This window comes from Pseudarthrobacter sp. L1SW (assembly GCF_020809045.1).
Lineage (GTDB): Bacteria > Actinomycetota > Actinomycetes > Actinomycetales > Micrococcaceae > Arthrobacter.
In genome coordinates this window covers 620160-645135 of record NZ_CP078079.1, presented here as the reverse complement: position 1 = coordinate 645135, position 24976 = coordinate 620160, and the positions used below count along the sequence as shown (strand labels likewise).

Sequence of the window (24976 nt, the reverse complement as noted above, 5' to 3'; positions counted from 1 at the left end):
GGTTACAGGCCCCGCATTACGGCAGCGGAGGCATGCAGCCAGGCTTCTCGCGTTTCCGGCAGCAGCGCCTGGTAGTTCAGCCGCGCGCCGGAGACGAGGGACCGGTCGTAGGGGACGTCCAGGACTTCCCTCGTCAGTCCGGCAAAGTGGTTGTGGGCCTTGGCATGGAGCTGCAGGTCGGTCTCCCGCGACGGCCCGGCAAGCAATGTGACAGCGTTGCGGACCTTCGCGTCGAATCCGCGTTCGCGCAGTCCGTCAACGAGCCATACGGCGCTGGCGACCGTGTCCTCCCTGAGGGTTGAAACGATGACCAGCCCGTCCGCCGCCGCCACCGCTGCTTCCCAGTTGGAGGCCCGCATGTTGTTGCCGGTGTCCACCAGGATAATCCGGTAGAACCGGCGCAGGGCAGCATGCAGCCGGTTGAACTCGCTGCTGCCAATGGTGGCCGCCCCCGCCGCGTCCTCGTCCGAGGCGAGCACGTCGAACTGCGTTGAGCCCTGGTAGCGCACGTAACGGTCCAGATCCCCGATCCGGCCACGGACGGGATCGTCGAAGCGGTCCACCTCCTGCAACAGGTCAACGGCCGTCCTGGCGTGGCCGGCCAGCGGCGCGCGCCAGCCCAAGGTGCCCCGCGTTTCGTTGTTGTCCCACGCAAGCGTGTAGCCGCCGCGCTGGGTTCCCATGGTGGCGGCGAGGAGCAGGGTGGCAGTGGTCTTGTGGGCGCCGCCCTTGGGGTTCACCACTACCACCGTTCGGGGCCCGTCCAGTCGGCGCTGGACGTCTTCGATAGCCTTTAGGTGCAGGCGTTCACGGCGCCCGGGGGCAGCGCTGATGGAGTTTCCGGTAAGCCGGCGAAGGGCGCCCTGCCAGCCCGCCTCCGCCAGGACGGACGGCGGCTGCAGCCTGTCGGCAAGGAAGTCCTGAAGGGTGGGAACGCTGTCGTCGTGCGCAGCGGCGGGGGGGACATCGATAGCCATGGCCGGGATTCCTTTCTGTGACGGCTTCTTCATGGATGGCTTGCCCGCGGAGGGAGTGAAGGCTCGGGCCGCCAGGCGGTGGAGCAAGGTGAGGAGGACCCGCAGCAGCCGGTACACCAGGATCCCCAGGCCGATCACCGGCAGCGACAGCAGGAGGACGGACAGGACGGCGAGCGCCGCGGCGGCGGGGTCCCCTGCCCCGACCGCGCGGACTGCAGTCCCTAGGTGTTCCCGGACAGCACGTGCCGTCTGCTCCAGGATGAAAGGCAGGTTCAGCACCATCCACCCGAACGCAAACACCAGGAGCGGCACAACGGTGACCACCCATGCCGTCACGATACGCCGGGCAAAGGGGCGGAGCTCCTTGACCTTCGGTTCCGCGGGACGACCGGGCACAAGGCTTAGCAGAACAGGCCGGATCCGGTTGAACAGGTCCGGGACGCCCGCTATGTCCGCCAGGACAAAGTAGCCGTCAAAGCGCAGGGTGGGGATCAGCTGCTGCACCATCCCGACGTGCATCAATGCTGCCGCCAGCAGGAAAAACCCCTGGCCCGATGCCAGGTAGGCGGCGCCGAAGGCGAGCAGGCACAGGCAGTTGAAGTACAGCCCGCCAAGGTCCGTGCGTATCCTGCCACCACGGCCAAGGCGGTAGGAGTCCGTCACGTTCGTGAACAGAGCGGGAAAGACCAGGTAGACGCCGACTCCGATAACACCCGGCCGTGCGCCGCCATACCGGCAGGCTGTTGCATGCCCCAGTTCGTGGAACACCGCTCCTGCCGTCAGGAGGGCAAAGATGCCAAGCAGCAGCGCCGGGGCGAGGAAGACTTGCTGCAGCGATGCCAGGAAGTCGGCTCTGGCAAGCATCAGGGCATCGACGACGGCCAGCGCCACCAGGACTGCCGCCACCACGGGGGGCCAGAACAACGGTGACAGGAGCCGGGCCAGGTTATTTACCGCCTTTTCGGGAAGGAGGGTTCCCCGCAACCGCAGCGCGAGCAACGGGTCGGCTGTTGGGGGTCCCGGAAGCTGGGCAGGGTCAACTGCGGCGTCGGTGACCAGCCCCAGCGGCGCCAGTCTGGCGCGGAGAAGGTAACTAAGCCCGCTCGCACCCAGTTCCCGGCCGTAGGTGGCGCTGATTTCCCGGGCTGCCTGCGGAAGGGGCTTATCCGGCGAAATTGAAACCATGACCAGGTGGAGCAGTTCCGAAAGCTGGACAACCTGGCCGTCGCCGCGTTTCAGCAGGAAGCTGCGCTCCCTCAACCCCGACCCCTCGACCTGGCCGAGGAAGACAAGTCCAGGCGCAGGAGTCCAACGCTGGTCGAATGATGCCTCCGGTGCCGTTGCCACATTTCCACCAATAAGCTGAGCCTCAATCGGGTAGTGGGCACGCTCCGGCGTTGGAGCATGCCCACCGGGTTTTTCGGAATATGCCGGATTACTCTTCCAGCACCAGCAGTTCCTGGAGAGCGCCGGCATTCGCGACGGAACCGATCGACCCCGCATTGATGGCCATCGAAAGGTTGACTGCGATTACCGGCGAGATGTTGATGTCGAAGCAGCACAGGGTTTCCCTCGCGGGAAGCAGTTCCAGGCCTTCGGCGTCGAGATCCCCAGGTAGTAGCTCGGGTGAAGTGGTCATTGCACCTCAGCCCTCTCCCCCGGGCGTTACCCGGGTCCAGGTATTGCACGGTAAACGCACTAATGCTGGCCTATATGGACATTTTGCAGCGCAGCGCTGTATGCGTTCGAGAACAGTGAACCGGCGTTTACGGCCAGGGACGCGTTGTGGGCCATAACGCCTGCGAGATCGAAGCTGCCGTCGATGTACAGCGTCTCCCGCGTGGGCAGCAGCTCGGCTTGCTGTCCCGCCAGGTCCTGGATGCTGAGTTCCTTCATGTCAATCACCCCCTTTCGAAGTCTCCCGTTCAGTCAACGTGAAAACCCGTCGTGTTTTCATCACTGGGCCGTTATTCCGGCGTTGTTTTAGCGCTTCAAACTTTGGGGCGGAGGTCCGCCCGCAAACATGCTGCGTTTAGGATGGTGATGCCGGGCGGTAATATGTCCGCTTATTGCTGGGAAATAACTGGATCAAAGAAAGCAGGCACCGCCCGTGGCGGACAGCGAAGGCACGATGGTAATCCGCGCTTGGGTGGAGCCTGCACAAAACCAGGCCATTCGGGCCCGGCTGATTTCCAGCCGCCCCGGCCAGGAGGGTGAATCCATCGAGGCCGCAGGCAGTGCTGACGACATCGTCCGAGCCGTTCGCCGCTGGCTGGACCTGCTGCAGCAGGACGCCGGCACCACCGCCTGAAGCGTGCGCCGTGTCCGGAATCCTGCACAAAAACGCCTTGATAAGCAGGCAAACGAAAAATTGCGGAGCGGAAATCATTTCCCCCTTTTTGGTGAATAGCCTCCCCCTCTCTTTCGAACGTTATTGACAGCACCAGCCCAAATGCCACGATGGGTGTTGGGGGTTTCACGCGTTGCCGCTTGAAGGGGAATGGCATGACGGGGGCTCTCGCGCAGGAATGGCAATTAAGCCTGCTGGGGGCCTGGCGTCTGCAACAGGGCACCAAGACATTCCAGGTGGCCAGCCGGGAACAGCGGCTGATCGCCTGTGTCGGCCTCCTCGGCCGGCGGCACAGGAGTTTCCTCTCCGGCCTGTTGTGGCCGCGAAGCAGCGAAACGCAAGCCGCCGGGAACCTGCGCACCACAGTCTGGTGCATCTCCCACACCTTTCCGCGCCTGATTCATGCAGCGGCCGACACCCTGGAGCTGGACGAGTCGGTGAACGTGGACGTCGCATCCCTGCAGCGGCAGGTCGCCACCCTGCACGACCAGCCAGGAATCCAGGTTCCGGACAGCTACTTGGACCATCTTGGCCGGGCTGAACTGCTGCCCGGCTGGTACGAGGACTGGGTGGTCTTTGAACAGGAGCGGCTGCGGCAGCTGCGCCTTGGCGCGCTGGAGCTCATGGCCCGGCAGTACCTTGCCGGGAACGAACCCGGCAAAGCGGTGATCGCGGCACTGTCCGCGGTTAACATCGAGCCGCTTCGCGAATCCGCCCACCTCCTCCTGGTCCAGGCGCATCTCGCCGCCGGCAACCGGGCAGCGGCCGTCCGTGCCTACCGGATGTTTGCTGTCCGGCTGGCGGCAGAACTCGGTGTCCAGCCAGCACCGCAACTCACCGGGCTGGTGGCCGCGTTCCATCCACGGTGAGTACAGAAAGGGCGCTTCGTGTGCCTGCAAACCGGGCAATCCCGCCGCCATCCCGCCCAAAGTGCGGTACCTTGTGCCCATGGACTTCGGCAGCGCTGAGAGCTGGGGGACGGCGATCTATTTCTGGATCATCCCCGTGGTTCTCGGTGATGCCATCTTCCCGCCCGTCCCCTCCGAGATGGTGGTAATCACTGGCGGGGCCCTGTCCGCAGACGGGCGCGCCAACGTATTCCTGGTTGGAATACTCTCCGCCCTGGCCTCATGGATCGGGGACATGGTGGTCTTCCAGCTCTTCCGGCGGCGGCTGAGCCACGTCCTGGACCGGTGGCGGTGGGGCCGGCGGGTCCACCAGGGCATCCACGAGGCTATCGCCAAAGCCGGCCGCTCATCCACCTACGGGACCATCATCGGGGCCAGGTTCATCCCCGGCGGGCGGCTGGCCACCTCTGCGGCGGCCGGCATAGCCAACGTTTCCGTGCGCGGATTTAGCCTGTGCGCGGGCCTCGGGGCGTTGCTGTGGGCTTGCTGGCTGGTTGGCCTGGGCTACTTCACCGGCTCGGCAACCAGACTGCCGTTCTGGGCCAGCTCGCTCATCGGCGTGGCGCTCGGGCTGGTGGTGGGCGCCGTCGTCGGTGTGATCGTGACCCGGCGCCGCGGCAATCGGTCGCCGGTGGAGGAACCCGGGCCCCTGGGCTGAATGCTGGATGACGCCGGGCCCTTGCTGCCGGCCTGGTCCTAGATGGGCGCCCAGCGGCCGCGGTTGCGGCGCAGCACCGAGAGCGAACCCGTAAGGGCAACGCGTTCGACGGCGTCCCTCATCATGGCTGCCGATTCCAGCGCCTGCTGGTTCTCGCCGCTGTATTCGGTGGCCTCCACGAGGAACCGCAGGTTCAGCTGCGGCACCCCGCCGGCAATCTGCAACTGGTTCGACTCCACGTGGTGGCGGGTTCCCAGCGCTTCCACCGCGGCGTCCATCACGGCTTCAGGCGGGTTGCCCGGCCGAAGCCCCGTGATATTCAAGCGGGTCTGGAAAGAAGGCATGCCTATTACCTTAGCCAAGTGGTGGCGCAGACCCGGCCAGCAGGAAGTAGAGACGACCCATGGCTTCTCCAGTGGAGCGGGACTAAAATGGGCCCGCGGTCTCATCGTCAGTATCAATTCGAGAAAAGAAGACGGAACATGAGACGGAGTATCCTGCGTGCTTTCGCAGCCGTATTTGCAGGCATCCTGGCATCGGTTTTGGGCATCAGCGCCGCTTCAGCGGGCCCGGGGCGGAGTGACCTTGCAGCAGTGCGGCAGGCCACAGTCCAGTATCACAACGTAGACGCAGCCATAGCGGCCGGCTACGAGCCGTTGGGTGAATGCGTTCCCGGCATGGGCTACCACTACGTCAATCTCAGCCAGTTCGGCAGGATGGACCCGCTGACCCCGGATGCGCTGACGTACGCAGCCAACAGCGCGGGGCACCTCAGGCTGGTGGCAGCAGAATGGTTCAAAGTGGACCTCGACCAGAACCTGGCCACCGATGGCGACCGGCCGTCCTTGTTTGGCAAGGACTTCGACGGCCCCATGCTCGGCCATGCCCCCGGCATGCCGATCCACTACGACCTCCATGCGTACCTCTGGCAGGGTAACCCGGACGGTGTCCTGGCGACCTACAACCCGAAGGTGAGCTGCCCGTAGCCACAGCACGGATGCGCTATCACTTGTGGTTGCCCCAGCGCTTGGGAAGGGCCAAAAGTGATAGCGCAACGCGGTATGGGCTTAGCCGGTGTTGCGGAGGCCCGCGGCCACCCCGTTGACGGTGATCAGCATGGCGCGCTGGAGGCGTTCGTCGATCTCGGCTCCGCTGATGCCCTGCGCTTTTTCTGCGGCGTCGGCGGCCTCGGCCCGGACACGGCGCAGGAGCTCCACCTGCAGGTAGCTGATGGGATCCAGGTACTGGTCCCGGATCTCGAGTGAACGCTTGAGCGTGGGCTGGGCGTCCAGGAGCAGGCTCTCTCCGGTCAGGTTCTGGACCTCGACAACGGTCAGCTCGTACTCCTCCCGGATGGACCGGAAAATGTGGTGGAGTTCCTCGGGGACAAGGGTGGAGACGTAGTAGCCGGCGATGTCCAGGTCGGTCTTGGCGAGGGTCATCTCCACGTTAGAGAGCACGGACCGGAAGAAATGCCAGTTCTCCCACATCTCCACGAGCTGGGCCGCGTTGCCGGCCTCGCGGGCAGCCCTGAGGCCGGAGCCGACGCCGTACCAGCCCGGGACGATCTGGCGGGACTGGGTCCAGCCGAACACCCACGGGATGGCGCGCAGGCCGCCAAGGCCCGCACCGGAATCGGGGCGCTTGGACGGGCGGGAGCCGATGTTCAGCGAGCCCAGCTGCTCCACCGGGGTGGCGGCCAGGAAGTAGGCCGGAAGGTCGGGGTGGTCGATCAGGTTCCGGTACCGGTCGAACGCGGCGTCGGAGATTGTCTCCATGACGTGCCCGTAGCGTTCCCGCTGGTCGGCGGAGGTGCGCGGGTCCCGGTGCAGGGCGGAGCCCTGCAGCACGGCGGCCAGGGAGAGCTCAAGGTTTTCGCGGGCAAGCTCGGGCAGGGAGTACTTGTCCGAGATGACCTCGCCCTGTTCCGTGAACTTGATTTCGCCCTCCAGCACGCCGTTGGGCTGCGCCAGGATGGCGTCGTAGGTGGGTCCGCCGCCGCGGCCCACGGACCCGCCGCGGCCGTGGAAGAGGCGCACGCGCACGCCGTGCTTGGCGGCGACGTCCCGCAGCTTGCGCTGGGTCTTGTGGATTTCCCACTGGCTGGTCATCACGCCGGATTCCTTGTTGGAGTCCGAGTAGCCGAGCATGATTTCCTGGATGTCCCCGCGCAGCCGCACCAGTTCGCGGTAGGACGGATCGGACAGCAGCTGGTCAACGATCTCGGCAGAGGCGCGGAGTTCCTCCACGGTTTCCAGCAGCGGCGCGAACCCGATTTTCGCGTAGGGCTTTTCGCCAAACAGGTTCACCAGGCCGGCTTCACGTGCCAGGACGGCTGCTGCCAGGACGTCGTCGGCGCCGCGGGTCATGGAGATGATGTAGGTCTCGATGACGTCCGGGCCGTAGGTGCGGAGGGCGCGGCGGATCTCACGGAAGACGTCGTACGTACCGTCAGCGGCGCCGTCGAGCTTGATCGGGTGCCCGGACAGCGGGCGGCGGGAGGCGAGTTCGGAGCCCAGCACCTCGAAGCGCTCCTCGCGGCTGAGCTCGGCGTACCGGAGGCCGGGGCCGCCCAGGCGGTCCATCAGCTGTCCGACGGCGTCATGGTGGTGGTCCGCGTGCTCGCGGATGTCCAAGGTGGCCAGGTGGAGGCCGAACGAGGCGATGGCGCGGCGGACCCGGGCCAGGGCGCCGTCCGCAGCCAACGACGCCGAGTGGTTGCGGAGGGAGAGCTCCACAAGTTCGAGGTCCGCCAGGAGTTCGTCGGTGCCGCTGTAGTCGCGGCCGTGTTCGTGGTGCGAGCCCGCCGCCACCCGCTTGCCGGTGTTGATCAGCTTGGCTTTGATGCAGGTCAGCTTCAGGCGGTAGGGCTCCTGGGCGTTAAGCTCCAGGACCCGCTTGTCCAGGCCGGGCAGCTTCTTCAGGTCGGCCTCGATGGATTCCAGCAGCTCCTGGTCGGCACCCGCGAGCGCGGTGGAGTTGGAGAGGATGGAGATCAGCTCATCGATCATGCCGATGCTGATGCGGACCGCGTGCTGGTTCTGGATCTGCAGGATTTCGCGGGTGACCGCCGCCGTGACGTTGGGGTTGCCGTCCCGGTCCCCGCCGATCCAGGAGCCGAACCTGATGGGGGCGTTTTGGGATGCGAGGGTCACGCCGTGCTCGCCGAGCAGGTCCGAGAGTTCGGTGAGCATTTCCGGCATCGCGTCGGTCAGGATGCTGCCCAGGTAATAGATGGCGTTGCGGGCCTCGTCCACCGGGGTGGGCCGCACCTGGCGGAGCTCGTCCGTCTGCCACATCTGGTCGATGATTTCAGCCAGCTGGCGGTCCTGGCGCCGGCGTGCCGTAGTGCCCTCGGCGGTGGGCTGGGCCAGCACGTCGGAAAGCTTGCGGATCTTGTCCAGCACGGACCGGCGCGAGGCTTCGGTGGGGTGGGCGGTAAAGATGGGACGGACATCCAGCCCGTTGACCACGTCCTGGAGGACTGCCGGCCCTGCCTGGTCTGCGATCTCTGCCACGGTCTTGGCCAACCAGCCGTCCTTTTCGGCACGCGTACGCAGGCCCCGCACCCGGTGCACCTGTTCGGCGGCGTTGGCGAGGTGGAAGTAGAAAGCGAAGGCACGGACCAGGTCCGTGGCCTGCTCGATAGGCAGCGAGCCCAGGAGTTCGCGGACCTGGGCCACGACGTCGTGCGCGCTCCAAGGGCCGGTGGCGTCGGCACCGCCGCGGGCAGCTTCCTTGGATTCCTTGGTGAGGAGGCGCACCTGCTCCACCAGGTCAAGGAGTTCGGGTCCGTGCTGGCGGACCAGCGATTCTCCCAGCAGGGTGGAGACGCGGCGGACGTCTGCCCTCAGTTCGGAGGCAAGATCGGTTTCGGGATTCGTTGCAGTGTGAGCCATGGAAACTATCTTTCGAGGGTTCGGACTTGGCTCGTACACTGCGCTGGATACTGTGAGCCACGTAACTAGCTAAAGATGCTACCCGCACTCCGGCGGCATCGGGGAATCCGTCTCAGATAATGTCGCCGGCCGGGTAACCGACGTGGCGCTTGACCTGGTCGAGCTCCGCGCGGAGCTGTTCAACTTCGGTCTTGTAGGCCGTGAATTCTGCCCTGCTGCGCCGTGCCGCCCTGGCCGCGGCCGCCAGTGCAACCAGGGCCACGGGCAGGGAAAGGGCCAGCGCCCAGCCCGCGGCAGCAAAGAAATCAAGGGCCACCGGAAGGGCTGACCGGAAGTCCACGAACTCATTGACGCCGTCTGTCACACCGCCGAGCATCCCTTCCAGCGGCTCCAGGAAATTTCCCACCACCGGGGTGTCGGAGAGCGGCGGCGCGCTCAGCTTTGGCTGCGCATCCCCGCCCCAGCGGCCGTCACCCAGGTGGTTCAGGACATAGATCCCCGCGCCCACGTTCGCGGCCATAAAGACCCCCACCGCGCCCAGCACAGCCAGGTCGGGCCGCGGGGTCCGCCACAGCAGCAGCGCCACGCCGGCCACCACCGCCGTGATCCACGTCAGTGCCTTCAGCCAGTCGCTGCTTACGCCCGCAAGGATGTCCACCCCACCTATTGAACAGGGCGGACCGCAGCAAAGTGGAAATCGGCCGGAATGAACGCCGGCGCAGGGAGGTTGTAGCGTGGGCAACCCTCGTGTGAAAGGAACCATGAGTACCGTCCCCGCCGCCAGGCTGGAGCGCTGGCAGCGCTTCCGCGACAACCGCAACAAGGCCCTCGCCGCCCGCCACGGCTGGCTGACCCTCACCTCGTTCCAGTGGCTGGAGGACTCCCCCGCCGCCGTCGACCTGGCACCGGGCCTGTGGTCCACGGATGGTACGACGGCGGCACTCACCGCAGTGCCCGCCGACGGACTGTCCCTGGTGGAGACAGGCGAAGCGGTCACCGGGACCATCAGCGCCGTGCTCGCCGACGAGGAGTCCCTGATGTGGGTGCAGTTCGGCGGCGCCGGCGGTGACCAGGTGGTGGTGGAACTCGCCATGCGGGCCGGCCGCTACGCCATCCGCACCCGGGACTCGGGCTCGCCCGTCCTCACGGAATTCGGCGGCGTTCCCACCTTCCCCTACAACCCCGAGTGGGAAGTCACCGGCCGGTTCGAGCCCTATCCCGAACCTGTGGATGTGCCCATCGCCACGGCCAACCCCCTGGTGGACGGCATCCACCGCAGCGTGGGCGAGGTGGTGTTCCGCGTTCCCGGCAGCAGCCACGAGTTCCGGCTTCAGGCCGAGGAAGAAAAGCTCGGCGCACTCACCGTCACCTTCCATGATGAAACCAACGGCGAAAGCACCGATGACTGGCGGAAGCTCTCCCTGCCCCGGCCGCGCCCGGATAACTCCGTGGTCCTGGATTTCAACCGTGCCATCAACTACCCCAGCGCCTTCACCCCGTACGGCACCTGCCCCATGCCGGTGAAGAACAACTCGCTGGACGTGCGCGTGGAGGCCGGCGAGAAGCTGCCCTACCCGCGCGAAAGCTAGGCGATTGCCGAAACCCCGGTGATGGCGCGGCCGGCAATCAGGGTGTTGATCTCGAAGGAGCCTTCGTAGGTGTAGATGGCCTCGGCGTCGGAAAAGATCTTGGCCATGCGGTAATCAGTCACTATCCCGTTGCCGCCCAGGATGGACCTGCCCATAGCCACGGTTTCCCGCATCCGCGAGCTCAGGTATGACTTCGCGAGCGCTACCTGCGGCATGTCGGCGGCGCCGTCATCCTGCAGGCGCGCCAGTCCGGCCATCATGCCCATGCTCGCTACGGCGTTGCCGAGCATGGTCACGAGCTGCTGCTGGATCAGCTGGAACTGCGCCAGCGGGCGGCCGAACTGCCGGCGCTCCACGGCGTACTGCCGGGCGACGTCGAACGCGGCAAGCTGCTGGCCCACGGCCTGCCACGCGACCATGATCCGCGAGCCCCGCAAAAGCTCCTTGGTGTCCTCGAAGCTGCTGACGGACCCGAACCGGTCCGCCTCAGCCACCCGGACGTCCGCCAGGAGGATGTCCGCGTTCTGCACCGTCCGCAGCGCAATCTTGTTTTCGATCCGGGTCCGGGTGACGCCCGGCAAGGTGGCGTCCACGATGAACCCGCGGACCGAGCCGTCCGCCTCATCCAGCGCCCACACCAGCAGGTAGTCGCAGAACGTCCCGTTGCCGATCCATCGCTTCGCGCCGTTCAGCACCCAGGCATCACCGCCGTCGTCCGCCTCGCCTGTTGCGGACGAAATGCGCCTGGCGCGCGTCTCCATGCCGCCTGCCACGTCCGAACCATGGCTGGGCTCAGTCAGGGCGAAGGCACCCGTGATGCGCAAATTCGAGGCGTCCGCCAGCAGCCGCCGCTTCTGGTCCTCACTGCCGAAGTCGTACAGGGCCTGGACGAACAGGTCGTGGTGGACCAGGAAGAAGGTGGCGATCGAGGTGTCAACGCGCGTCATCTCGGCAATGACCAAACCGGCAAACAGGTTGCTGTAGCCGCGCTTGGCGGGCGTGCTCAGTCCAAGGGCAGCCAGTTTGGGCAGGATGTGTGCGGGGAATTCGGCCTTGTTCCACCAGTCCCCTGCGTACGGCGCAATCTCGGCGGCCAGGAAATTCCGCAGTTCGGCGAGCTTGTCCCGTTCCTTTTGGCCCAGCAGGGATTCAAAGGCGAAAAAGTCCGCGGAGGGCAGCTCCGGCAGGCTGCCGTCCTCCATCCCGTGCGCAGTCACTTCGGGCCCATCCGGATGGCACCGTCCAGGCGGATGGTCTCCCCGTTCAGCATGGCGTTGTCCACGATGTGCGCCACCAGGTTTGCGTACTCATCGGGCCTGCCCAGCCGGGAGGGGTGCGGAACCTGGGCACCCAATGAGTCCTGGGCCTCCTGCGGGAGGCCGGCCATCATGGGCGTCTCGAAGATGCCCGGGGCGATGGTGACCACCCGGACCAGCGAGCGCGCCAGTTCCCGGGCGATGGGCAGCGTCATGGCCGCCACCGCACCCTTCGATGCCGCATACGCGGGCTGGCCGATCTGGCCCTCGAAGGCCGCAACCGAGGCGGTGTTGATGATGACGCCGCGTTCCGGTCCGCCCAGTGCCGTCCCGGCCGGCTCGGTGGCTACCATTGCCGCCGCCGCGAGCCGCAGCACATTGAACGTGCCAAGGAGGTTCACCTGGACCACCCGGCCGAAGGCCTCGAGCGGAAGCACGCCGTCCCGGCCCAGGACCTTTCCGGGGGTGGCGATCCCGGCGCAGTTCACCACGATCCGCAGCGGACCAAGGCGGACGGCCGTGTCGACGGCGGCCTGCACTTGGGACTCGCTGGTCACGTCCGCCGGTGAAAAGGCGGCGGACCTGCCGGGAGCGCAGGACTGGTTCAGTTCTTCCGCGAGGGCAGCCCCTGCCGAGGACGGGAGGTCAACCAGCACTACGGAAGCGCCGTCCCGAAACAGGCGCCGGGCAGTCGCCGCCCCCAGGCCGGAGGCACCCCCGGTCACCAGCGCCACAGTGCCATTGACGTCCATACATCCTCCTTGATGCGGGCCCCCACGGCAGGGCGGCCGCGCAGGTTAGTTAGTGCATGTTAACTGAAATCCGGGAGGCCCGCATCACCAGGGGCTTCCCGCGCAGGCAAGTCAAGCGGGGTTAGGGTGGAACGCATGACGCGCCCGGATCCCGCCCCTGCCCGCCAGGATCTTTCCCCGTGGCATGGCAGGGCAACCGAAGCTGCCCGATCGGTGACCGCGCTCCATGGCAGGAGGCTTCTTTTCCTGCCGGGCACCCATCTCGGCGCCGTGCAGTGGCCCCCACCTTCCTGGCGCCGGGATCCAAGGGGCGCGCTCCTGGGCCCTTGGCATTACTGGTGGCAGGCCCACTACGTTGACTGCCTGGTGGATGCCGGGCGGCGCGAACTGGGCCACCGCGCCACCCCGGCCGCGAGGTACAACGGCCCGGACCACCCCAGCGCCGGGCGGCTCGCCTCCCGCCTGGTCACCGGCATTTGGCTGCGGAACGCCTTCACCTTCGTCAACAACTATTACGACGACATGGCCTGGCTGGCGCTTGCCACCCACCGGCTCGACAAGCTTGCCGAAGAGACCGGCGCGCCGGGGCGCAGGCGCAACGCGCACGTCCGAAAGTCCCTCACGCGACAGTTCGAGGCTGCCTGCACAAGTGACATGGGCGGCGGTGCCTTCTGGAGCAAGGCGCGGGATTTCAAGAACACCCCGGCCACGGCGCCCATCGCCCTTCACTTCGCCCGGACGGGCCACCCCGGGAAGGCGCAGGCGCTCCTGGACTGGCTGGACGCCACCCTCTTTGACCCGGACCAGGGCCTGTACCTCGATGGTGCACGGCTGAACCCCGCCGGGGAAGTGGTAGTGGAACGGGCGGTCTACACCTACAACCAGGGCCCCGTCCTTGGCGCCCTCCTGGAACAGGGCGGGGAAGCGAACCTGGCCCGGGCAGCCGTGGTGGTGGACGCAGTGGACCGGCTGCTGACGGTTCCCGCCACGCCACCCGCCGGCGAGGGCCGCGTCCTGCGGTGCGAGGGAACAGGAGACGGGGGCCTGTTCACCGGAATCCTCTGCCGCTACCTGGCCCTCGCGGCGGCCGACTCCCGGCTTTCCGCGCACACCCGCCGCACCGCCGCCACGCTGGTGGCCAACACCGCTGCGGCCTTCTGGGACGGAAGGCGCCCCCTCGCGGCCGGCGAGGCTCACGGAAAACACAGCGCGGGCATTTTCTCCATGCATGCTGCAAAGCCGGCACGGGAAACCTATCCCGCGGGCGCCGTCGTCGAACTTTCGACCCAGCTGCAGGCGTGGATGGCACTGGAGGCCGCGGCAACGCTCCCGTACAGCACCGGCAATTAGGGCACGCAACAGTTCCGTAATTGTTGTGATCCTGCTCACATACAGGGCGTGCGGCTTGGTGGCTTAGGTATGGCTAACCTACGCTTTTCCACGTAGGCCTCCTGAATCCTTGGCCCATAAGGACTCCGGTCCCGTTGACTTTTTTCCCAGAAAGCAGCCCCTCCATGAAGATCCGCAACAGCGCCCTGGCCGGCATCGCGCTCGCCGCCACCGCAGCACTCGGACTGACCGCCTGCGGCGGCGGTTCCACTCCGGCAGCCACCGGCTCGTCCTCCGCCGGCGGGGACTCGGACGGCATCACCGTCTACAACGCCCAGCACGAGAGCCTGACCAAGGAATGGATCGACGCCTTCACGGCGGAGACCGGCATCAAGGTCACCATGCGCCAGGGATCGGACACCGAGCTGTCCAACCAGATCATCCAGGAAGGCGACGCGTCCCCCGCTGACGTTTTCCTGACGGAGAACTCCCCTGCCATGACCCAGGTTGAGAACGCCGGCCTGTTCGCTGACGTGGATGCGGCCACCATTGCGCAGGTGCCTGCAGAGTTCCGTCCCTCCACCGGCAAGTGGACCGGCATCGCAGCCCGCTCCACCGTCCTGGTGTACGACAAGAACAAGCTGACGGAAGACAAGCTGCCCAAGTCCATGCTGGACCTGGCCACCCCGGAGTGGAAGGGCAAGTGGGCTGCTTCCCCGTCCGGCGCCGACTTCCAGGCCATCGTTTCGGCGCTGCTGGAACTCAAGGGTGAGGCCGCCACGGAGGAGTGGCTCAAGGGCATGAAGGAAAACTACAAGGCCTACAAGGGCAACAGCACCGCCATGAAGGCCGTCAACGCCGGTGAAGTGGATGCCGCCCTGATCTACCACTACTACTACTACGGCGACCAGGCCAAGACCGGCGAGAACTCCAAGAACGTGAGCCCGTACTACTTCAAGAACCAGGATCCGGGCGCCTTCATCTCCGTGTCCGGCGGCGGCGTCCTCAAGTCCTCCAAGAAGGCTGCTGATGCACAGGCGTTCCTGAAGTTCATCACGGGCAAGAAGGGCCAGGAAGTCCTGAAGAACGGCACGTCGTTCGAGTACGCCATCGCCTCGGATGTACCGGCCAACGAGAAGCTGGTTCCGATCGCGGAACTGCAGGCCCCCACCGTCGATCCGGCCAAGCTCAACTCCGCAAAGGTCACCGACCTGATGACCGCGGCAGGACTCCTCTAATTCCGTGACTCCTGATCTCTCGGCTCCCCCTCGGGGGCGCTCGACGACGGCGGGCCGGGGCAGCAGCCCCCGCCCGCCTTTCGGCGTTTCCGCGGTATCCGCCCTGGCGGTCCTGATTGCCCTGTTTTCGCTCGTTCCGCTGGGCTACGTGGTCTACATGACCGCGGCAACCGGCTGGGACACCGCCGTCGAACTCATCTTCCGGCCGCGCGTGGCCGAACTGCTGCTCAACACGCTCCTGCTCATGGCGATCACCGTCCCGCTGTGCCTTGTCCTGGGTGTTGCAGGGGCATGGCTCGTGGAACGCACAACTCTTCGGGGTGCAAAGATCTGGGCCGTGCTCCTGGCCGCGCCGCTGGCCATCCCGGCGTTCGTCAACAGCTATGCCTGGGTCTCGGCAATCCCGTCGCTCGGCGGCCTGGGCTCGGGGGTGCTGATCGCCACGCTCTCCTACTTCCCGCTGGTGTACATTCCCGCCGCTGCCGCGCTCAGCCGCCTGGACCCTGCCATCGAGCAGTCGGCCGCCGCACTGGGCCTCGGCGCCTGGAAGGCCTTCTTCCGGGTAGTCCTCCCCCAGCTCCGTATTGCCATGACCGGCGGGGCGCTCCTGGTGGCCCTGCACCTGCTGGCCGAGTACGGGGCGTTCGCCATGATCCGCTTCGACACCTTCACCACGGCGATCATGGTGCAGTACCAGTCAACGTTTAACGGGGCTGCCGGGAACATGCTGGCAAGCGTGCTGGTGTTCTTCTGCCTCCTCCTGCTGCTGGCGGAAGTCAGGAGCCGCGGCAATGCCCGGTACGCCCGCATCGGCCCCGGCGCGCAGGCCAAGGCGCTGCGCCTGCCGCTGCACGCCTACCAGCTTCCGGCCCAGCTGTTCCTGCTGGCACTCGCGGCACTGGCCTTCGGCCTCCCCCTGTTTTTTGTGCTGCGCTGGGTGGTCTCCGGCGGAACGGCCGCGTGGGCCGCTGACGAGTTCCTGCCGGCCCTCCTCACTACGCTCGGCTACGGGCTGGCCGGAGCCTTGGCCACCATCGTGGTGGCGTTTCCGATGGCCTACCTGGCTGTCCGCCACCCCGGCTGGTTCAGCAAGTCCCTGGAGCTCTCCAACTACATCACCAGTTCCCTCCCCGGCATCGTGGTGGGCCTGGCCTTCGTCACGGTGAGCATCCGGATCGTGCCGGGGGTCTACCAGACCGCAGGGGTGCTGGTGGCGGCCTACGTCCTGCTGTTCCTGCCGCGGGCCCTGGTGAACCTCAGGGCAGGCCTGGCACAGGCTCCCAAGGAACTGGATGAGGCCGCCCAGGCATTGGGCAAGCCTCCGCTGGTGTCCTTCATCCGTGTCACGCTGCGGCTTACGGCACCGGCCGCCGCGGGAGGCGCGGCACTCGTCTTCCTGGCCATCGCGAACGAGCTCACCGCCACCCTGCTGCTGTCCCCCAACGGAACGCGCACCCTTGCCACCGAGTTTTGGAGCAAGAGCAGCGAGATCGACTACGCCGGTGCCGCGCCGTACGCGCTGTTGATGATCCTGCTCTCCGCGCCGATGACCTACCTCCTTTTCCAGCAGTCCAAGAAAGTAGCCGGACAGTGACAGAACAAGCCCCTTCGAGGCTGCCGGAGCCGCGGGTCGCGCCGTCCGTGGCGCCCACCACCAACAGCCACCTGGAGATCGCGGACGTCACCAAGAATTTCGGCAGCCAGGCCGTCCTGAAGGGTGTCAACCTCTCCGTTGCCAAGGGCGGAACCACGGCAATCGTGGGCCCGTCCGGATCGGGCAAGACCACCCTGCTGCGGCTGATTGCCGGGTTCGAGCACCCCGAGACGGGCACCATCGCGCTGAACGGCACCAAGGTGGCAGGCGACGGCGTGTGGGTGCCTGCGCACAAACGGCACATCGGGTATGTGGCCCAGGACGGCGCCCTGTTCCCGCACCTGAGCGTGGGGCAGAACGTCGCCTTCGGGCTTGACCCGGACCGCCTGCCCGGCGGCCGGCGCGCTGTGCCCGCACGGATCAGCGAACTGCTGGAGATGGTGTCACTGGACCCGGCGATGGCCAAGCGCCGCCCGCACCAGCTCTCCGGCGGGCAGCAGCAGCGGGTTGCCCTGGCCCGGGCCCTGGCGCGCGAACCGGAACTGATGCTCCTCGATGAGCCCTTCTCGGCACTCGACGCCGGCCTCAGGGTGGCCACCCGCCGTGCGGTGGCCAAGGTCCTGAACGAGGCCGGGGTCACCACCATCCTGGTGACCCATGACCAGGCCGAGGCGCTGTCCTTCGCGGACCAGGTGGCTGTGATGCGCGGCGGCAAACTCGCCCAGATCGGCAACCCATTCGTGGTGTATACGCGGCCGGCGGACCGGGCCACGGCCGAATTCCTCGGGGACGCGGTCATCCTGGACGCCTGGCTGGAGGGCTCCCTGGCCACTTGCTCGCTCGGCGCGATCCCCGTCCGCCGGCCGCCGGCGCAGGGCAGGGTACAGCTGATGCTGCGGCCCGAGCAGATCAGGATTGCCGAGGGCGGAAACATCCGGGGCGTGGTGGTGGACACCGACTACTTCGGTCCCGAGACCACCGTGCGCCTGAAGCTCTCCGTCCCGCCGCAGCTGGCCTCCATCCCGGACCACCGCTACCCCGGCGGCGGCGAGATCATCACCATCCGGCACTGGAACGCCTCCATCGCCCGGCCCGGCATGGAGCTCTGCCTGCGCGTGGTGGGCGAAGGCGTGGCGTTCCCCCTGGACGACTGACCCCAACTAGGTAGCGCTAAGTGTCGTTCTGGAGCTTCAAAACGACACTTAGCGCTACCTAGTTGGGGAGGGGCGGGTCAGTTGGGGAGCGGCGGGTCAGCCGTCGCCGGGACGCTTCTTCTGCGGGAACGGAGCCTCGCCACGCGCCAGCATCTCCACGAACCCGGCGATCCGCCGCGCCCGGGTAGCAGCCTGCACAGCGGAGTTGACGCGGTAAATCAGTGCGAACCGGTTTGTCTTGGTGAGGACGTCGAACATCGCCTGGGCGGCGGGAACTGCAGCAATAGCGGCCGCCAGGTCCGCCGGGACTTCAGCCACCGCCTGTCCGCCATAGGCGTTTGCCCAGCGCCCGTCGGCCTTCGCTGCGTTCACGGCTGCCCATCCGGCGTCGGTCATCTTTCCCGCCGCATCCAGCCGCGCCACGTGTCCCACGTTCCGTGCCGACCACGGACTCCTCCGGGTCCGGGGCGTCATCCGCTGGAGCGACGTGTGCTCATCACGGCGGCGCGTCTGGCCATCGATCCAGCCAAAGCACAGTGCCTCGTCCAGCGCTGCGGCATAGTCCAGTTCAGTCACGTTTCCGCCCTTTTTGTGCAGGACCAGCCACACGCCGGGGCTGGTGCCGTGGTTCGCTTCGAGCCAGCTGCGCCATGCCGCCGCATCCGGCAGCAGCAGTTCCTCAAGTTCAACGGCCATGCCCCTATTGTGCTCCTGCAGCACACCGGGACAAGCGCCAAGACAGCCGCCGGCCCACGTGGCAGTATGGGGCTAAGCGTCCCGTTCCGACCCGAAGGACAAGCCATGCTCCGCGTCCGCCCCCTTCATTTCACCTCCAGGCCCGGCCCCTGGGAAACGCTCCTCACCGCGTTGGGCATGGCCATTACCGAGAACGACGCCGGGTGGCAGGTTTTCGACGCCGGTTCCGGCCGCCTTGCGCTCCACACCGTGGCCGCAGGTGCAACTGAGGACGGCACCACCGCGTTGGCGGTGGAGGTGGGAGACCTCGCCGAATTCGCCCGGCGGACCAACCTTGCGGCAGCGGAGGACGGCGCCACGCCCGCGGAGCTCGTCACCGCGGACCACGGCGAGGCCTGCAGAATCACCGGCCCCGACGGCTTCAGCTTCCTCGCGGACAAGGCATCCCACTTTGCGCAGTGCGCCGACGCCGACCCTGCCCTGGCCGTCGCCGGAGTCTGGTTTACCGAGGACCCCACGGCCGCTGCCCGTACGCTGCAGCATCTGGGGGCACGCCCGCGCCCGGTTCCGGACCAGGACGACACCGCCGACTTTTCCGCCAAGAATGGCGGAGTCCTGATGGTGCGGCCGGCTTCCGGGCCGGCACGTGCAGGACTGGGCTTCGAGTACGACGGCGCGCTGGAACCTTTGCGGGAACGCCTCGCCTCGGCAGGTGTGCAGGTGAGCCTGACGGAGGAGGCGTTCGGACGCACCCTCCACGTTGCCAACCCCGACGCAGGCGGGCCAGGCGTTGCGCACGTACCGGCCACCCTCTGGATCGCCGGGCGCCACCACGGGTGACCGGCCGTGCCACGCGACAGGGCGGCACCGACGCATTCCGCCGCCAGCTTAGCCTCGCCCTGCCAGCGGGGTCCCATGGGGTAGAACTTAACCATGAACGTGCGCACACCTGATCCGAATCCCGGCTGGCTCTCCGAAGAAGACCTTTTTGAGGCACGCGGGCGGCTGCCCATGGTGTACGTGGAGGCAGTGCCGGTCAGGCTGGACCCCCTGGGCTTCGTGAACGAAGTGGGAACCCTGCTCCAGGCCGACGAGGACGGGACCATGGTCCGGTCCCTGGTGTCGGGCCGCGTCATCTACCGGGAAACCATCCGCGCCGCCCTGCTGCGGCACATGGAAAAGGACCTTGGCCCGCTGGCCTTCCCGCAGCTGCCCATCAGCCCGGTGCCGTTCACCGTGGCCGAATACTTCCCGGCCCCGTCCCAGACCGGTTTCACGGATGAGCGGCAACACGCCGTGGCGCTGGCCTATGTCATCCCCGTTACTGGTGAATGCGAACCCCGCCAGGACGCCCTGGAACTGACCTGGATGACCCCCGAGGAAGTCCTCAGCCCGGGCGTCCAGATGGAGTTTGCCGGCGGCCGCGGCGCCCTCATCCGCCAGGCCCTGGCCTTCGCCGGCGTGGGCTTCTGACACCCCTGCCGCCAACTGGGGGTCCCCGATTTTACGGGCCCGCGTTTGTAGACTGTAGGGCGGACCGCAAGAGAACTTAAGGACTCCCATGACCGAAACACCAGCCGCCCGTCACCATCTTGAACAGCAGGCTGGATCCCTGACGACCGGCAACCACATTGTCCTGCCCGACGGCGAGCGGACGGCCGAGATCCACCAGGTTGAGCTCGAACGGGACGATTTCGGGGCCCCTGCGCTGGTCCTCGCCAGCCTTTCCGGCGGCGGTACCCTCCGCATCGCGGTCGGCACCACCGTCACGGTGCTGGAAGAAGAGTCCCACGCCGTCACGCAGCTTCCGCAGGCAGCAGGCCTTCCTGCCCCGGCAGCGGGAGATGCGGGGCAGGCACAGGCCAAGCAGCCCGGCGAAGAGCCTGCGCCCGCTGCCGCCGCCCCCGCCGTCGTCGTACCTCCCCTCCCGCCCGTCCCGCCGGCGGTGAGCGGACCCAGCGAAGAGGACCTGGCCCTGATTCCCGCACCGCAGGGCACACCGGAAGCAGTGGTGGAAGCCGCTGCGGAAATGCATCCTGATGCCCAGGGCGTGCTGCTGCTGGCGGACCGGCTGGCCAAGGGTGTCAACTTCAAGTCGGGGAGCTGCCTGAAGGACCTGAGCGACCTCGCCCACGAACTGTTCATCACCCTCAAGGACGCCGACGGCGCACTGGCCGTCGCCGACCTCCTCAACGTCCTGCCGTTCGACGGGAACCCGGGCCGGTGGGCATCCGTGGAGGCGTCCCTGGCGCTGTCCAGCTACATCTGCCGGCAGGACGGCCAGGCGGAACGGGCGGAGGTGTACGAGAAGCTGATCCGCACGCCCGAAAACCAGGAAACCGATCCATTCAAGGCCAGGATGGCGGCCAAGGTCCGGCAGCGCTCGCTCAACGAGCCCAACCTGTATGACAAGGAAATCTTCCGCTCCATCGACAACTCCAACCACGACGCCGAGCGGGAATGGCGCCTCCTGAGGCTCGAATCCCTGCTGTTCCTGCGCGCCCACGGGGGCTCGGAAACCATCGGGACCGGCGAACTCGAGCGGCGTATCAGCAACGAGTTGGAGGCTGTCCGCGGGTGAGGATGCGCCCGCCCCCGGGCGATGTGCCGGGTTAGGTAATTTGCCCCCTACCCGGCACCCGGCCGGAGTTGTACATTCGGGGCTATGACCAACAATCTGAGCGTAGTGATCAACGCCGACGCGCCGCAGGTCTGGACCATGCTGCGGGAACCGTCCAAAGTAGCCCAATGGCATGGCTGGCAGGCTGAAGACCTGGACGCCGAGATCAAGGAGATCTACTTCTCCGATGATGTCCAGGAGTCGCCGGACCACACCAGCCTCACCGTCCACGGCGGGGACACCTTTGAGCTTCATCCCGAGCCCAATGGAACCCGGGTCAGCGTGACGCGGGGTGCCCTGGACCACGACTCCGAGTGGGCCGCCTGGGACGAGGACATCACCCAGGGCTGGCTTACGTTCCTCCAGCAGCTCCGTTTCGCCCTGGAACGCCACCCGCACGGCAAGCGCCACACGCTGTTCCTGCACCTGACGGAAGGGCAGGGCTCCGCGATCGAGAAGCTCGGCCTGGCCGACCTTCCGGAGCCGGGCAAGCCCTACGAGCTGACGCTGGGCACCGGCGAGGCGATCAGCGGGAAGGTCTGGTACCGGACCAGCCACCAGGTGGGCCTCACTGTCCACAGCTACGCCGAACACGGCGAGGGGCTCCTGGTGGTGGCCGACCACCCCGCCATCAAGGACGTGCGCGAGGAGGGTGAAGGATCCCTGGTCATCGCCTCGACATACGACCTGGGCGCCGCCCGGCTGGATGCCATCCGCTCGTCCTGGGATGCCTGGCGGGCTGAGAACTACCCCGCCTCGGAACCGGTCAGCTGACCGGACGGTTGCCGGTCCGGTTGCGGGTCCGGTTGCCGGGACGGGGCTGCTTGCTGGCACACTTGTACGGTGCCAGCCAACCCCGCCCCTGCTCCACGCCCTGCAGACATCCCGTTCGAACCGGGCCCGCGCACTGCCGCGGATGAGGCACGGGCGCGGCAGTCGGAATTTTCGTTCCGGGTAGGGACCCGCCTGGCGGAGAGCTGCCCGCCGTCGGCCGCGCAGGAGGCGTCCAACGGCGGCCGGTTCCTGGGACGCACCGGCACCATCACCACGCCCCACGGCGAGATCCAGACCCCGGCGTTCATCGCCGTGGGAACCAAGGCGACAGTAAAGTCCGTGCTGCCCGAGGCCATGGCCGACCTGGGGGCACAGGCGCTCCTGGCCAACGCCTACCACCTGTACTTGCAGCCCGGTGCGGACATCCTGGACGCGGCGGGCGGCCTGGGTGCGTTCATGAACTGGCAGGGCCCCACGTTCACGGACTCGGGCGGATTCCAGGTGATGAGCCTGGGCTCAGGGTTCAAGAAGGTCATCGACATGAAGACCGTTGCTGCCGCGGGCGCCCCCGGCCCGGATGACGCCGTGGCCCCGGGCAAGGAGCGGCTGGCCCACATCGACGACGACGGCGTGTGGTTCAAGAGCCACCTCAACGGCGACCGGCACCGGTTCTCCCCGGAAATCTCCATGCAGGTCCAGCACCAGATCGGAGCGGACATCATGTTCGCCTTCGACGAGCTGACCACCCTGCAGAACTCCCGCGGCTACCAGGAGGAGTCCCTGGAGCGCACCCGGCTGTGGGCACTGCGCTGCCTCGAAGAGCACTTCCGGCTGACCACCTCCCGGGCAGGCAAGCCGTACCAGGCCCTGTTCGGCGTGATCCAGGGGGCGCAGTACGAGGATCTGCGCCGGAAAGCCTGCCGGGACCTGGGCGCCATGCCGTTCGACGGGTTCGGGATCGGCGGGGCGCTGGAGAAGGAGAACCTCGGCACAATCGTCCGGTGGTGCAACGAGGAGCTGCCCGAGGACAAGCCCCGGCACCTGCTGGGCATCTCCGAACCGGATGACATCTTCACGGCCATCGAAAACGGCGCTGACACCTTCGACTGCGTCTCCCCCACCCGCGTGGCGCGCAACTCCGCGTTCTACACACCTTTCGGGCGCTTCAACCTGTCCGGCGCCAAGTACAAACGCGATTTCGGCCCCCTCCAGGACGGCTGCGACTGCTACGCCTGCGCCAACTACTCCCGGGCCTATATCCACCACCTGTTCAAAGCCAAGGAAATGCTCTCGGCCACGCTGATCTCCATCCACAACGAGCGGTTCGTGGTGAAGATGGTTGACGACGCCCGCCTGGCCATCGAGGACGGAACGTTCTTCGACTTCAAAGCCGAAACCTTGGCGCGGTACTACCGCTAGCAGGCACGCCGCCGTCGGGAAATGCGTCCGATATCCTGACCCCATGCTCCTTGAAATCCCTGCCCCGGACGGCACCGCGGAAGCGCTGGTGGCCCGTCCGTCCAGCGGCGGCGGGCCGTTCCCCGGCGTAATCCTGTACATGGACGCCTTCGGCCTCCGCCCGCGCATCGAGGAGATGGCGCAGCGTGTTGCCGACTGGGGCTACGTAGTCCTTGCCCCGAACGTCTTCTACCGGGACGGGACGGTTGCCGAGCTGGCCCCGAAGGGGGACATGGCCACGCCGGAGGGGAGGCAGGCGGCCGGCCAGGCGGCATTCCCCCGGATCGGCCGCCTCACCGCGGGCAAGGCACTGGCGGACATCGATGCCTGGGTGGCAGCGCTCAGGGCGCTCGACGGCGTCGCGCCGGGTCCCATTGGCACCTTCGGCTACTGCATGGGAGCCAGGCTGGCGGTGCGCACCGCCACAGCCCACCCGGAGGCAGTGGCGGCCTGCGGCGGCTTCCACGGGGGCGGGCTGGCGACGGACGAACCGGACAGCCCGCACCTGGGGCTCGGGCGGGCCCGGGCGCAGTTCGTATTCGGCCACGCCGACCACGACCGGAGTATGGACGCTGACGCCGTGGCCCGGCTGGGCAAAGCCCTGAAGGCCGCAGGACTCACAGCGTCCAACGAGGTCTACCGCGGCGCATCCCACGGCTACTCAATGGCGGACACCTCAGCCTTCCACGAGGCCGCCACCGAGCGGCACTTCCGGGAGCTGCGTGCCCTGCTGGACCGGACACTGAAGGGCTGAGGCTTCGCCGCCGCGGCTGGTCTTCCGCGGCAGCGGGAAGGTACGACGCCGGGCGGCAGCTACGCGGCGTTCGTCACGGCCGCCGCCGGGGCACCGTAGCTGGGTTCCCGCTTCTTCACCCAGCCGATCACCAGGGACGTCACCGGGACCAGGATGAACTCCACCAGGGTCTTGTACACAAAGCCCACCAGCACGTAGTTCACGAAGGTGGCGGCGTCGGTGATCCCGATGACAGGCGCGGCGATGCTGCAGAAGATCAGGGTGTCCACGAACTCGCCGGCCACAGACGAACCCATGATGCGGGCCCACAAGGACTTCTCGCCGGTGCGGGCCTTCATCCGTACCAGGATCCAGGAGTTGATGGTCTGCCCGGCGAGGAATGCCAGCAGCGAAGCCAGCACGATCTGCGGCACCGGCCCCAGGGCGCCCTCCAGGGCGGCCTGCTTGGACGTCCCGAACTCGTCATCGAACCCGGGCAGGGCGATGATCGCCCAGTAACAGAGGGACGCGAAGACGGACAGCGCGAAGGTGGTGAGGATGGCTTTGCGGGCCACCTTGAAGCCGTAGACCTCGCTGATGACGTCGCCCAGGATGTAGGCCAGCGGGAAGAGGAAGAACCCGCCGTCCGTGATGATCGGCCCGATGGCCACGCCCTTGGACGCACCGATGTTGGACAGGATCAGCACAACGGCCATGACCGCCAGCATGATGCCGAAGTACGGGGAGCCGATCGAGGCAAACCTAAGGGCGGGGTGGGAAGGCGCTGCGGGCAGGGCGTTCTGGCCTGGGGCTGGGGGCATGGGAAAGTCCGTTCGTAGTGGTTCGCGCGGAGCACCGCACCGTCAGGAAACTGCACCGTCAGGAAAATCGTGCGGGGCGCCGGCTGTATTAGCACTGTCCGCCCAATTCTCCCATCGAATACCAGGCAGCGGTCAGCACGGCGGACCAGAGAGCACGGCAATGAGCGCCC

At 67.0% G+C, this 24976-nt stretch carries 25 protein-coding genes; 15 read left to right on the top strand and 10 right to left on the bottom strand.

Annotated elements, in window-relative coordinates:
- Nucleotides 1–2: 2 nt before the first annotated feature.
- The 3 genes from KTR40_RS03135 to KTR40_RS03125 form a co-directional block, all read right to left on the bottom strand.
- A complete protein-coding gene (locus tag KTR40_RS03135) occupies nucleotides 3–2324 on the bottom strand; it encodes a hypothetical protein (protein WP_139027937.1) in 2322 nt (773 codons plus the stop codon).
- An 88-nt stretch (nucleotides 2325–2412) separates the two neighbouring features.
- Nucleotides 2413–2616 carry a hypothetical protein gene (locus KTR40_RS03130; RefSeq protein WP_139027936.1) on the bottom strand — a complete coding sequence of 68 codons (204 nt, stop codon included), beginning with the start codon at nucleotides 2614–2616 and terminating at the stop codon, nucleotides 2413–2415.
- A 59-nt stretch (nucleotides 2617–2675) separates the two neighbouring features.
- Nucleotides 2676–2873, bottom strand: a complete 198-nt coding sequence (locus KTR40_RS03125) for a hypothetical protein (RefSeq protein ID WP_139027935.1) — start codon at nucleotides 2871–2873, stop codon at nucleotides 2676–2678.
- Between the two features lie 214 nt (nucleotides 2874–3087).
- Between KTR40_RS03125 and KTR40_RS03120 the strand changes: the two genes are divergently transcribed.
- From KTR40_RS03120 to KTR40_RS03110, 3 genes are all read left to right on the top strand, one after another.
- Entirely contained in the window at nucleotides 3088–3288 is a 201-nt protein-coding gene (locus tag KTR40_RS03120) for a hypothetical protein (RefSeq protein WP_139027934.1), read from the top strand.
- Nucleotides 3289–3482: 194 nt separating this feature from the next.
- Nucleotides 3483–4196 (top strand): BTAD domain-containing putative transcriptional regulator, encoded by a 714-nt coding sequence (locus KTR40_RS03115; RefSeq protein ID WP_228405246.1) that lies wholly within the window; start codon nucleotides 3483–3485, stop codon nucleotides 4194–4196.
- Between the two features lie 79 nt (nucleotides 4197–4275).
- On the top strand, nucleotides 4276–4893 hold the full coding sequence (locus tag KTR40_RS03110) for a DedA family protein (RefSeq protein ID WP_139027932.1): 618 nt from the start codon (nucleotides 4276–4278) through the stop codon (nucleotides 4891–4893).
- Nucleotides 4894–4931: 38 nt separating this feature from the next.
- On the opposite strand, the gene KTR40_RS03105 is transcribed toward KTR40_RS03110, so the two are convergent.
- The gene (locus KTR40_RS03105; protein WP_228405245.1) at nucleotides 4932–5237 is read right to left on the bottom strand and encodes a hypothetical protein; all 306 of its coding nucleotides are present in this window, start codon (nucleotides 5235–5237) and stop codon (nucleotides 4932–4934) included.
- Nucleotides 5238–5375: 138 nt separating this feature from the next.
- Here KTR40_RS03105 and KTR40_RS03100 point away from each other — a divergent pair, with 138 nt between their 5' ends.
- Nucleotides 5376–5879: a hypothetical protein gene (locus KTR40_RS03100; RefSeq protein ID WP_139027930.1), complete on the top strand. Its 504-nt coding sequence runs from the start codon at nucleotides 5376–5378 to the stop codon at nucleotides 5877–5879.
- 81 nt (nucleotides 5880–5960) lie between these two features.
- On the opposite strand, the gene ppc is transcribed toward KTR40_RS03100, so the two are convergent.
- On the bottom strand, nucleotides 5961–8792 hold the full coding sequence (gene ppc / locus KTR40_RS03095; RefSeq protein ID WP_228405244.1) for a phosphoenolpyruvate carboxylase: 2832 nt from the start codon (nucleotides 8790–8792) through the stop codon (nucleotides 5961–5963).
- Between the two features lie 112 nt (nucleotides 8793–8904).
- Nucleotides 8905–9450, bottom strand: coding sequence for a hypothetical protein (locus KTR40_RS03090; RefSeq protein WP_228405243.1), 546 nt, complete (start codon nucleotides 9448–9450; stop codon nucleotides 8905–8907).
- 103 nt (nucleotides 9451–9553) lie between these two features.
- Here KTR40_RS03090 and KTR40_RS03085 point away from each other — a divergent pair, with 103 nt between their 5' ends.
- Nucleotides 9554–10381 (top strand): DUF1684 domain-containing protein, encoded by an 828-nt coding sequence (locus tag KTR40_RS03085; RefSeq protein ID WP_228405242.1) that lies wholly within the window; start codon nucleotides 9554–9556, stop codon nucleotides 10379–10381.
- Here the strand turns inward: KTR40_RS03085 and KTR40_RS03080 are convergent.
- Complete coding sequence (locus tag KTR40_RS03080) at nucleotides 10378–11583, bottom strand: acyl-CoA dehydrogenase family protein (protein WP_228406004.1); 1206 nt, start codon at nucleotides 11581–11583, stop codon at nucleotides 10378–10380. The two genes, KTR40_RS03085 and KTR40_RS03080, sit on opposite strands and share 4 nt — an antisense overlap.
- An 11-nt stretch (nucleotides 11584–11594) precedes the next feature.
- Entirely contained in the window at nucleotides 11595–12389 is a 795-nt protein-coding gene (locus tag KTR40_RS03075) for a 3-hydroxyacyl-CoA dehydrogenase (protein WP_228405241.1), read from the bottom strand.
- A gap of 135 nt (nucleotides 12390–12524) precedes the next feature.
- Between KTR40_RS03075 and KTR40_RS03070 the strand changes: the two genes are divergently transcribed.
- The 4 genes from KTR40_RS03070 to KTR40_RS03055 all read left to right on the top strand — a co-directional run bounded on the left by KTR40_RS03070 (nucleotide 12525) and on the right by KTR40_RS03055 (nucleotide 17704).
- Nucleotides 12525–13739 carry a glycoside hydrolase family 76 protein gene (locus KTR40_RS03070; RefSeq protein WP_228405240.1) on the top strand — a complete coding sequence of 405 codons (1215 nt, stop codon included), beginning with the start codon at nucleotides 12525–12527 and terminating at the stop codon, nucleotides 13737–13739.
- Between the two features lie 164 nt (nucleotides 13740–13903).
- Nucleotides 13904–14956: an iron ABC transporter substrate-binding protein gene (locus KTR40_RS03065; protein ID WP_228405239.1), complete on the top strand. Its 1053-nt coding sequence runs from the start codon at nucleotides 13904–13906 to the stop codon at nucleotides 14954–14956.
- Between the two features lie 4 nt (nucleotides 14957–14960).
- A complete protein-coding gene (locus KTR40_RS03060; RefSeq protein ID WP_228405238.1) occupies nucleotides 14961–16550 on the top strand; it encodes an iron ABC transporter permease in 1590 nt (529 codons plus the stop codon).
- Nucleotides 16547–17704 carry an ABC transporter ATP-binding protein gene (locus KTR40_RS03055; protein WP_228405237.1) on the top strand — a complete coding sequence of 386 codons (1158 nt, stop codon included), beginning with the start codon at nucleotides 16547–16549 and terminating at the stop codon, nucleotides 17702–17704. Before KTR40_RS03060 ends, KTR40_RS03055 begins: the two co-directional genes overlap by 4 nt.
- 96 nt (nucleotides 17705–17800) lie before the next feature.
- Here KTR40_RS03055 and KTR40_RS03050 read toward each other — a convergent pair whose 3' ends face one another.
- Entirely contained in the window at nucleotides 17801–18400 is a 600-nt protein-coding gene (locus tag KTR40_RS03050) for a YdeI family protein (protein ID WP_228405236.1), read from the bottom strand.
- Nucleotides 18401–18505: 105 nt separating this feature from the next.
- On the opposite strand from KTR40_RS03050, the gene KTR40_RS03045 reads away from it, so the two are divergent.
- The 6 genes from KTR40_RS03045 (at nucleotide 18506) to KTR40_RS03020 (ending at nucleotide 24006) form a co-directional block, all read left to right on the top strand.
- On the top strand, nucleotides 18506–19240 hold the full coding sequence (locus KTR40_RS03045) for a VOC family protein (protein WP_228405235.1): 735 nt from the start codon (nucleotides 18506–18508) through the stop codon (nucleotides 19238–19240).
- Nucleotides 19241–19333: 93 nt separating this feature from the next.
- Nucleotides 19334–19873 (top strand): NUDIX hydrolase family protein, encoded by a 540-nt coding sequence (locus KTR40_RS03040; protein ID WP_139027921.1) that lies wholly within the window; start codon nucleotides 19334–19336, stop codon nucleotides 19871–19873.
- A gap of 88 nt (nucleotides 19874–19961) precedes the next feature.
- Nucleotides 19962–20981, top strand: a complete 1020-nt coding sequence (locus KTR40_RS03035; protein ID WP_228405234.1) for a DUF6707 family protein — start codon at nucleotides 19962–19964, stop codon at nucleotides 20979–20981.
- An 84-nt stretch (nucleotides 20982–21065) separates the two neighbouring features.
- Nucleotides 21066–21794, top strand: coding sequence for an SRPBCC domain-containing protein (locus KTR40_RS03030; RefSeq protein ID WP_228405233.1), 729 nt, complete (start codon nucleotides 21066–21068; stop codon nucleotides 21792–21794).
- A 69-nt stretch (nucleotides 21795–21863) separates the two neighbouring features.
- Nucleotides 21864–23213, top strand: coding sequence for a tRNA guanosine(34) transglycosylase Tgt (gene tgt / locus KTR40_RS03025; protein ID WP_370633161.1), 1350 nt, complete (start codon nucleotides 21864–21866; stop codon nucleotides 23211–23213).
- A 43-nt stretch (nucleotides 23214–23256) separates the two neighbouring features.
- Nucleotides 23257–24006: a dienelactone hydrolase family protein gene (locus tag KTR40_RS03020; protein ID WP_139027918.1), complete on the top strand. Its 750-nt coding sequence runs from the start codon at nucleotides 23257–23259 to the stop codon at nucleotides 24004–24006.
- Between the two features lie 59 nt (nucleotides 24007–24065).
- On the opposite strand, the gene KTR40_RS03015 is transcribed toward KTR40_RS03020, so the two are convergent.
- Nucleotides 24066–24806: a queuosine precursor transporter gene (locus KTR40_RS03015; RefSeq protein ID WP_228405232.1), complete on the bottom strand. Its 741-nt coding sequence runs from the start codon at nucleotides 24804–24806 to the stop codon at nucleotides 24066–24068.
- Between the last annotated feature and the right edge of the window lie 170 nt (nucleotides 24807–24976).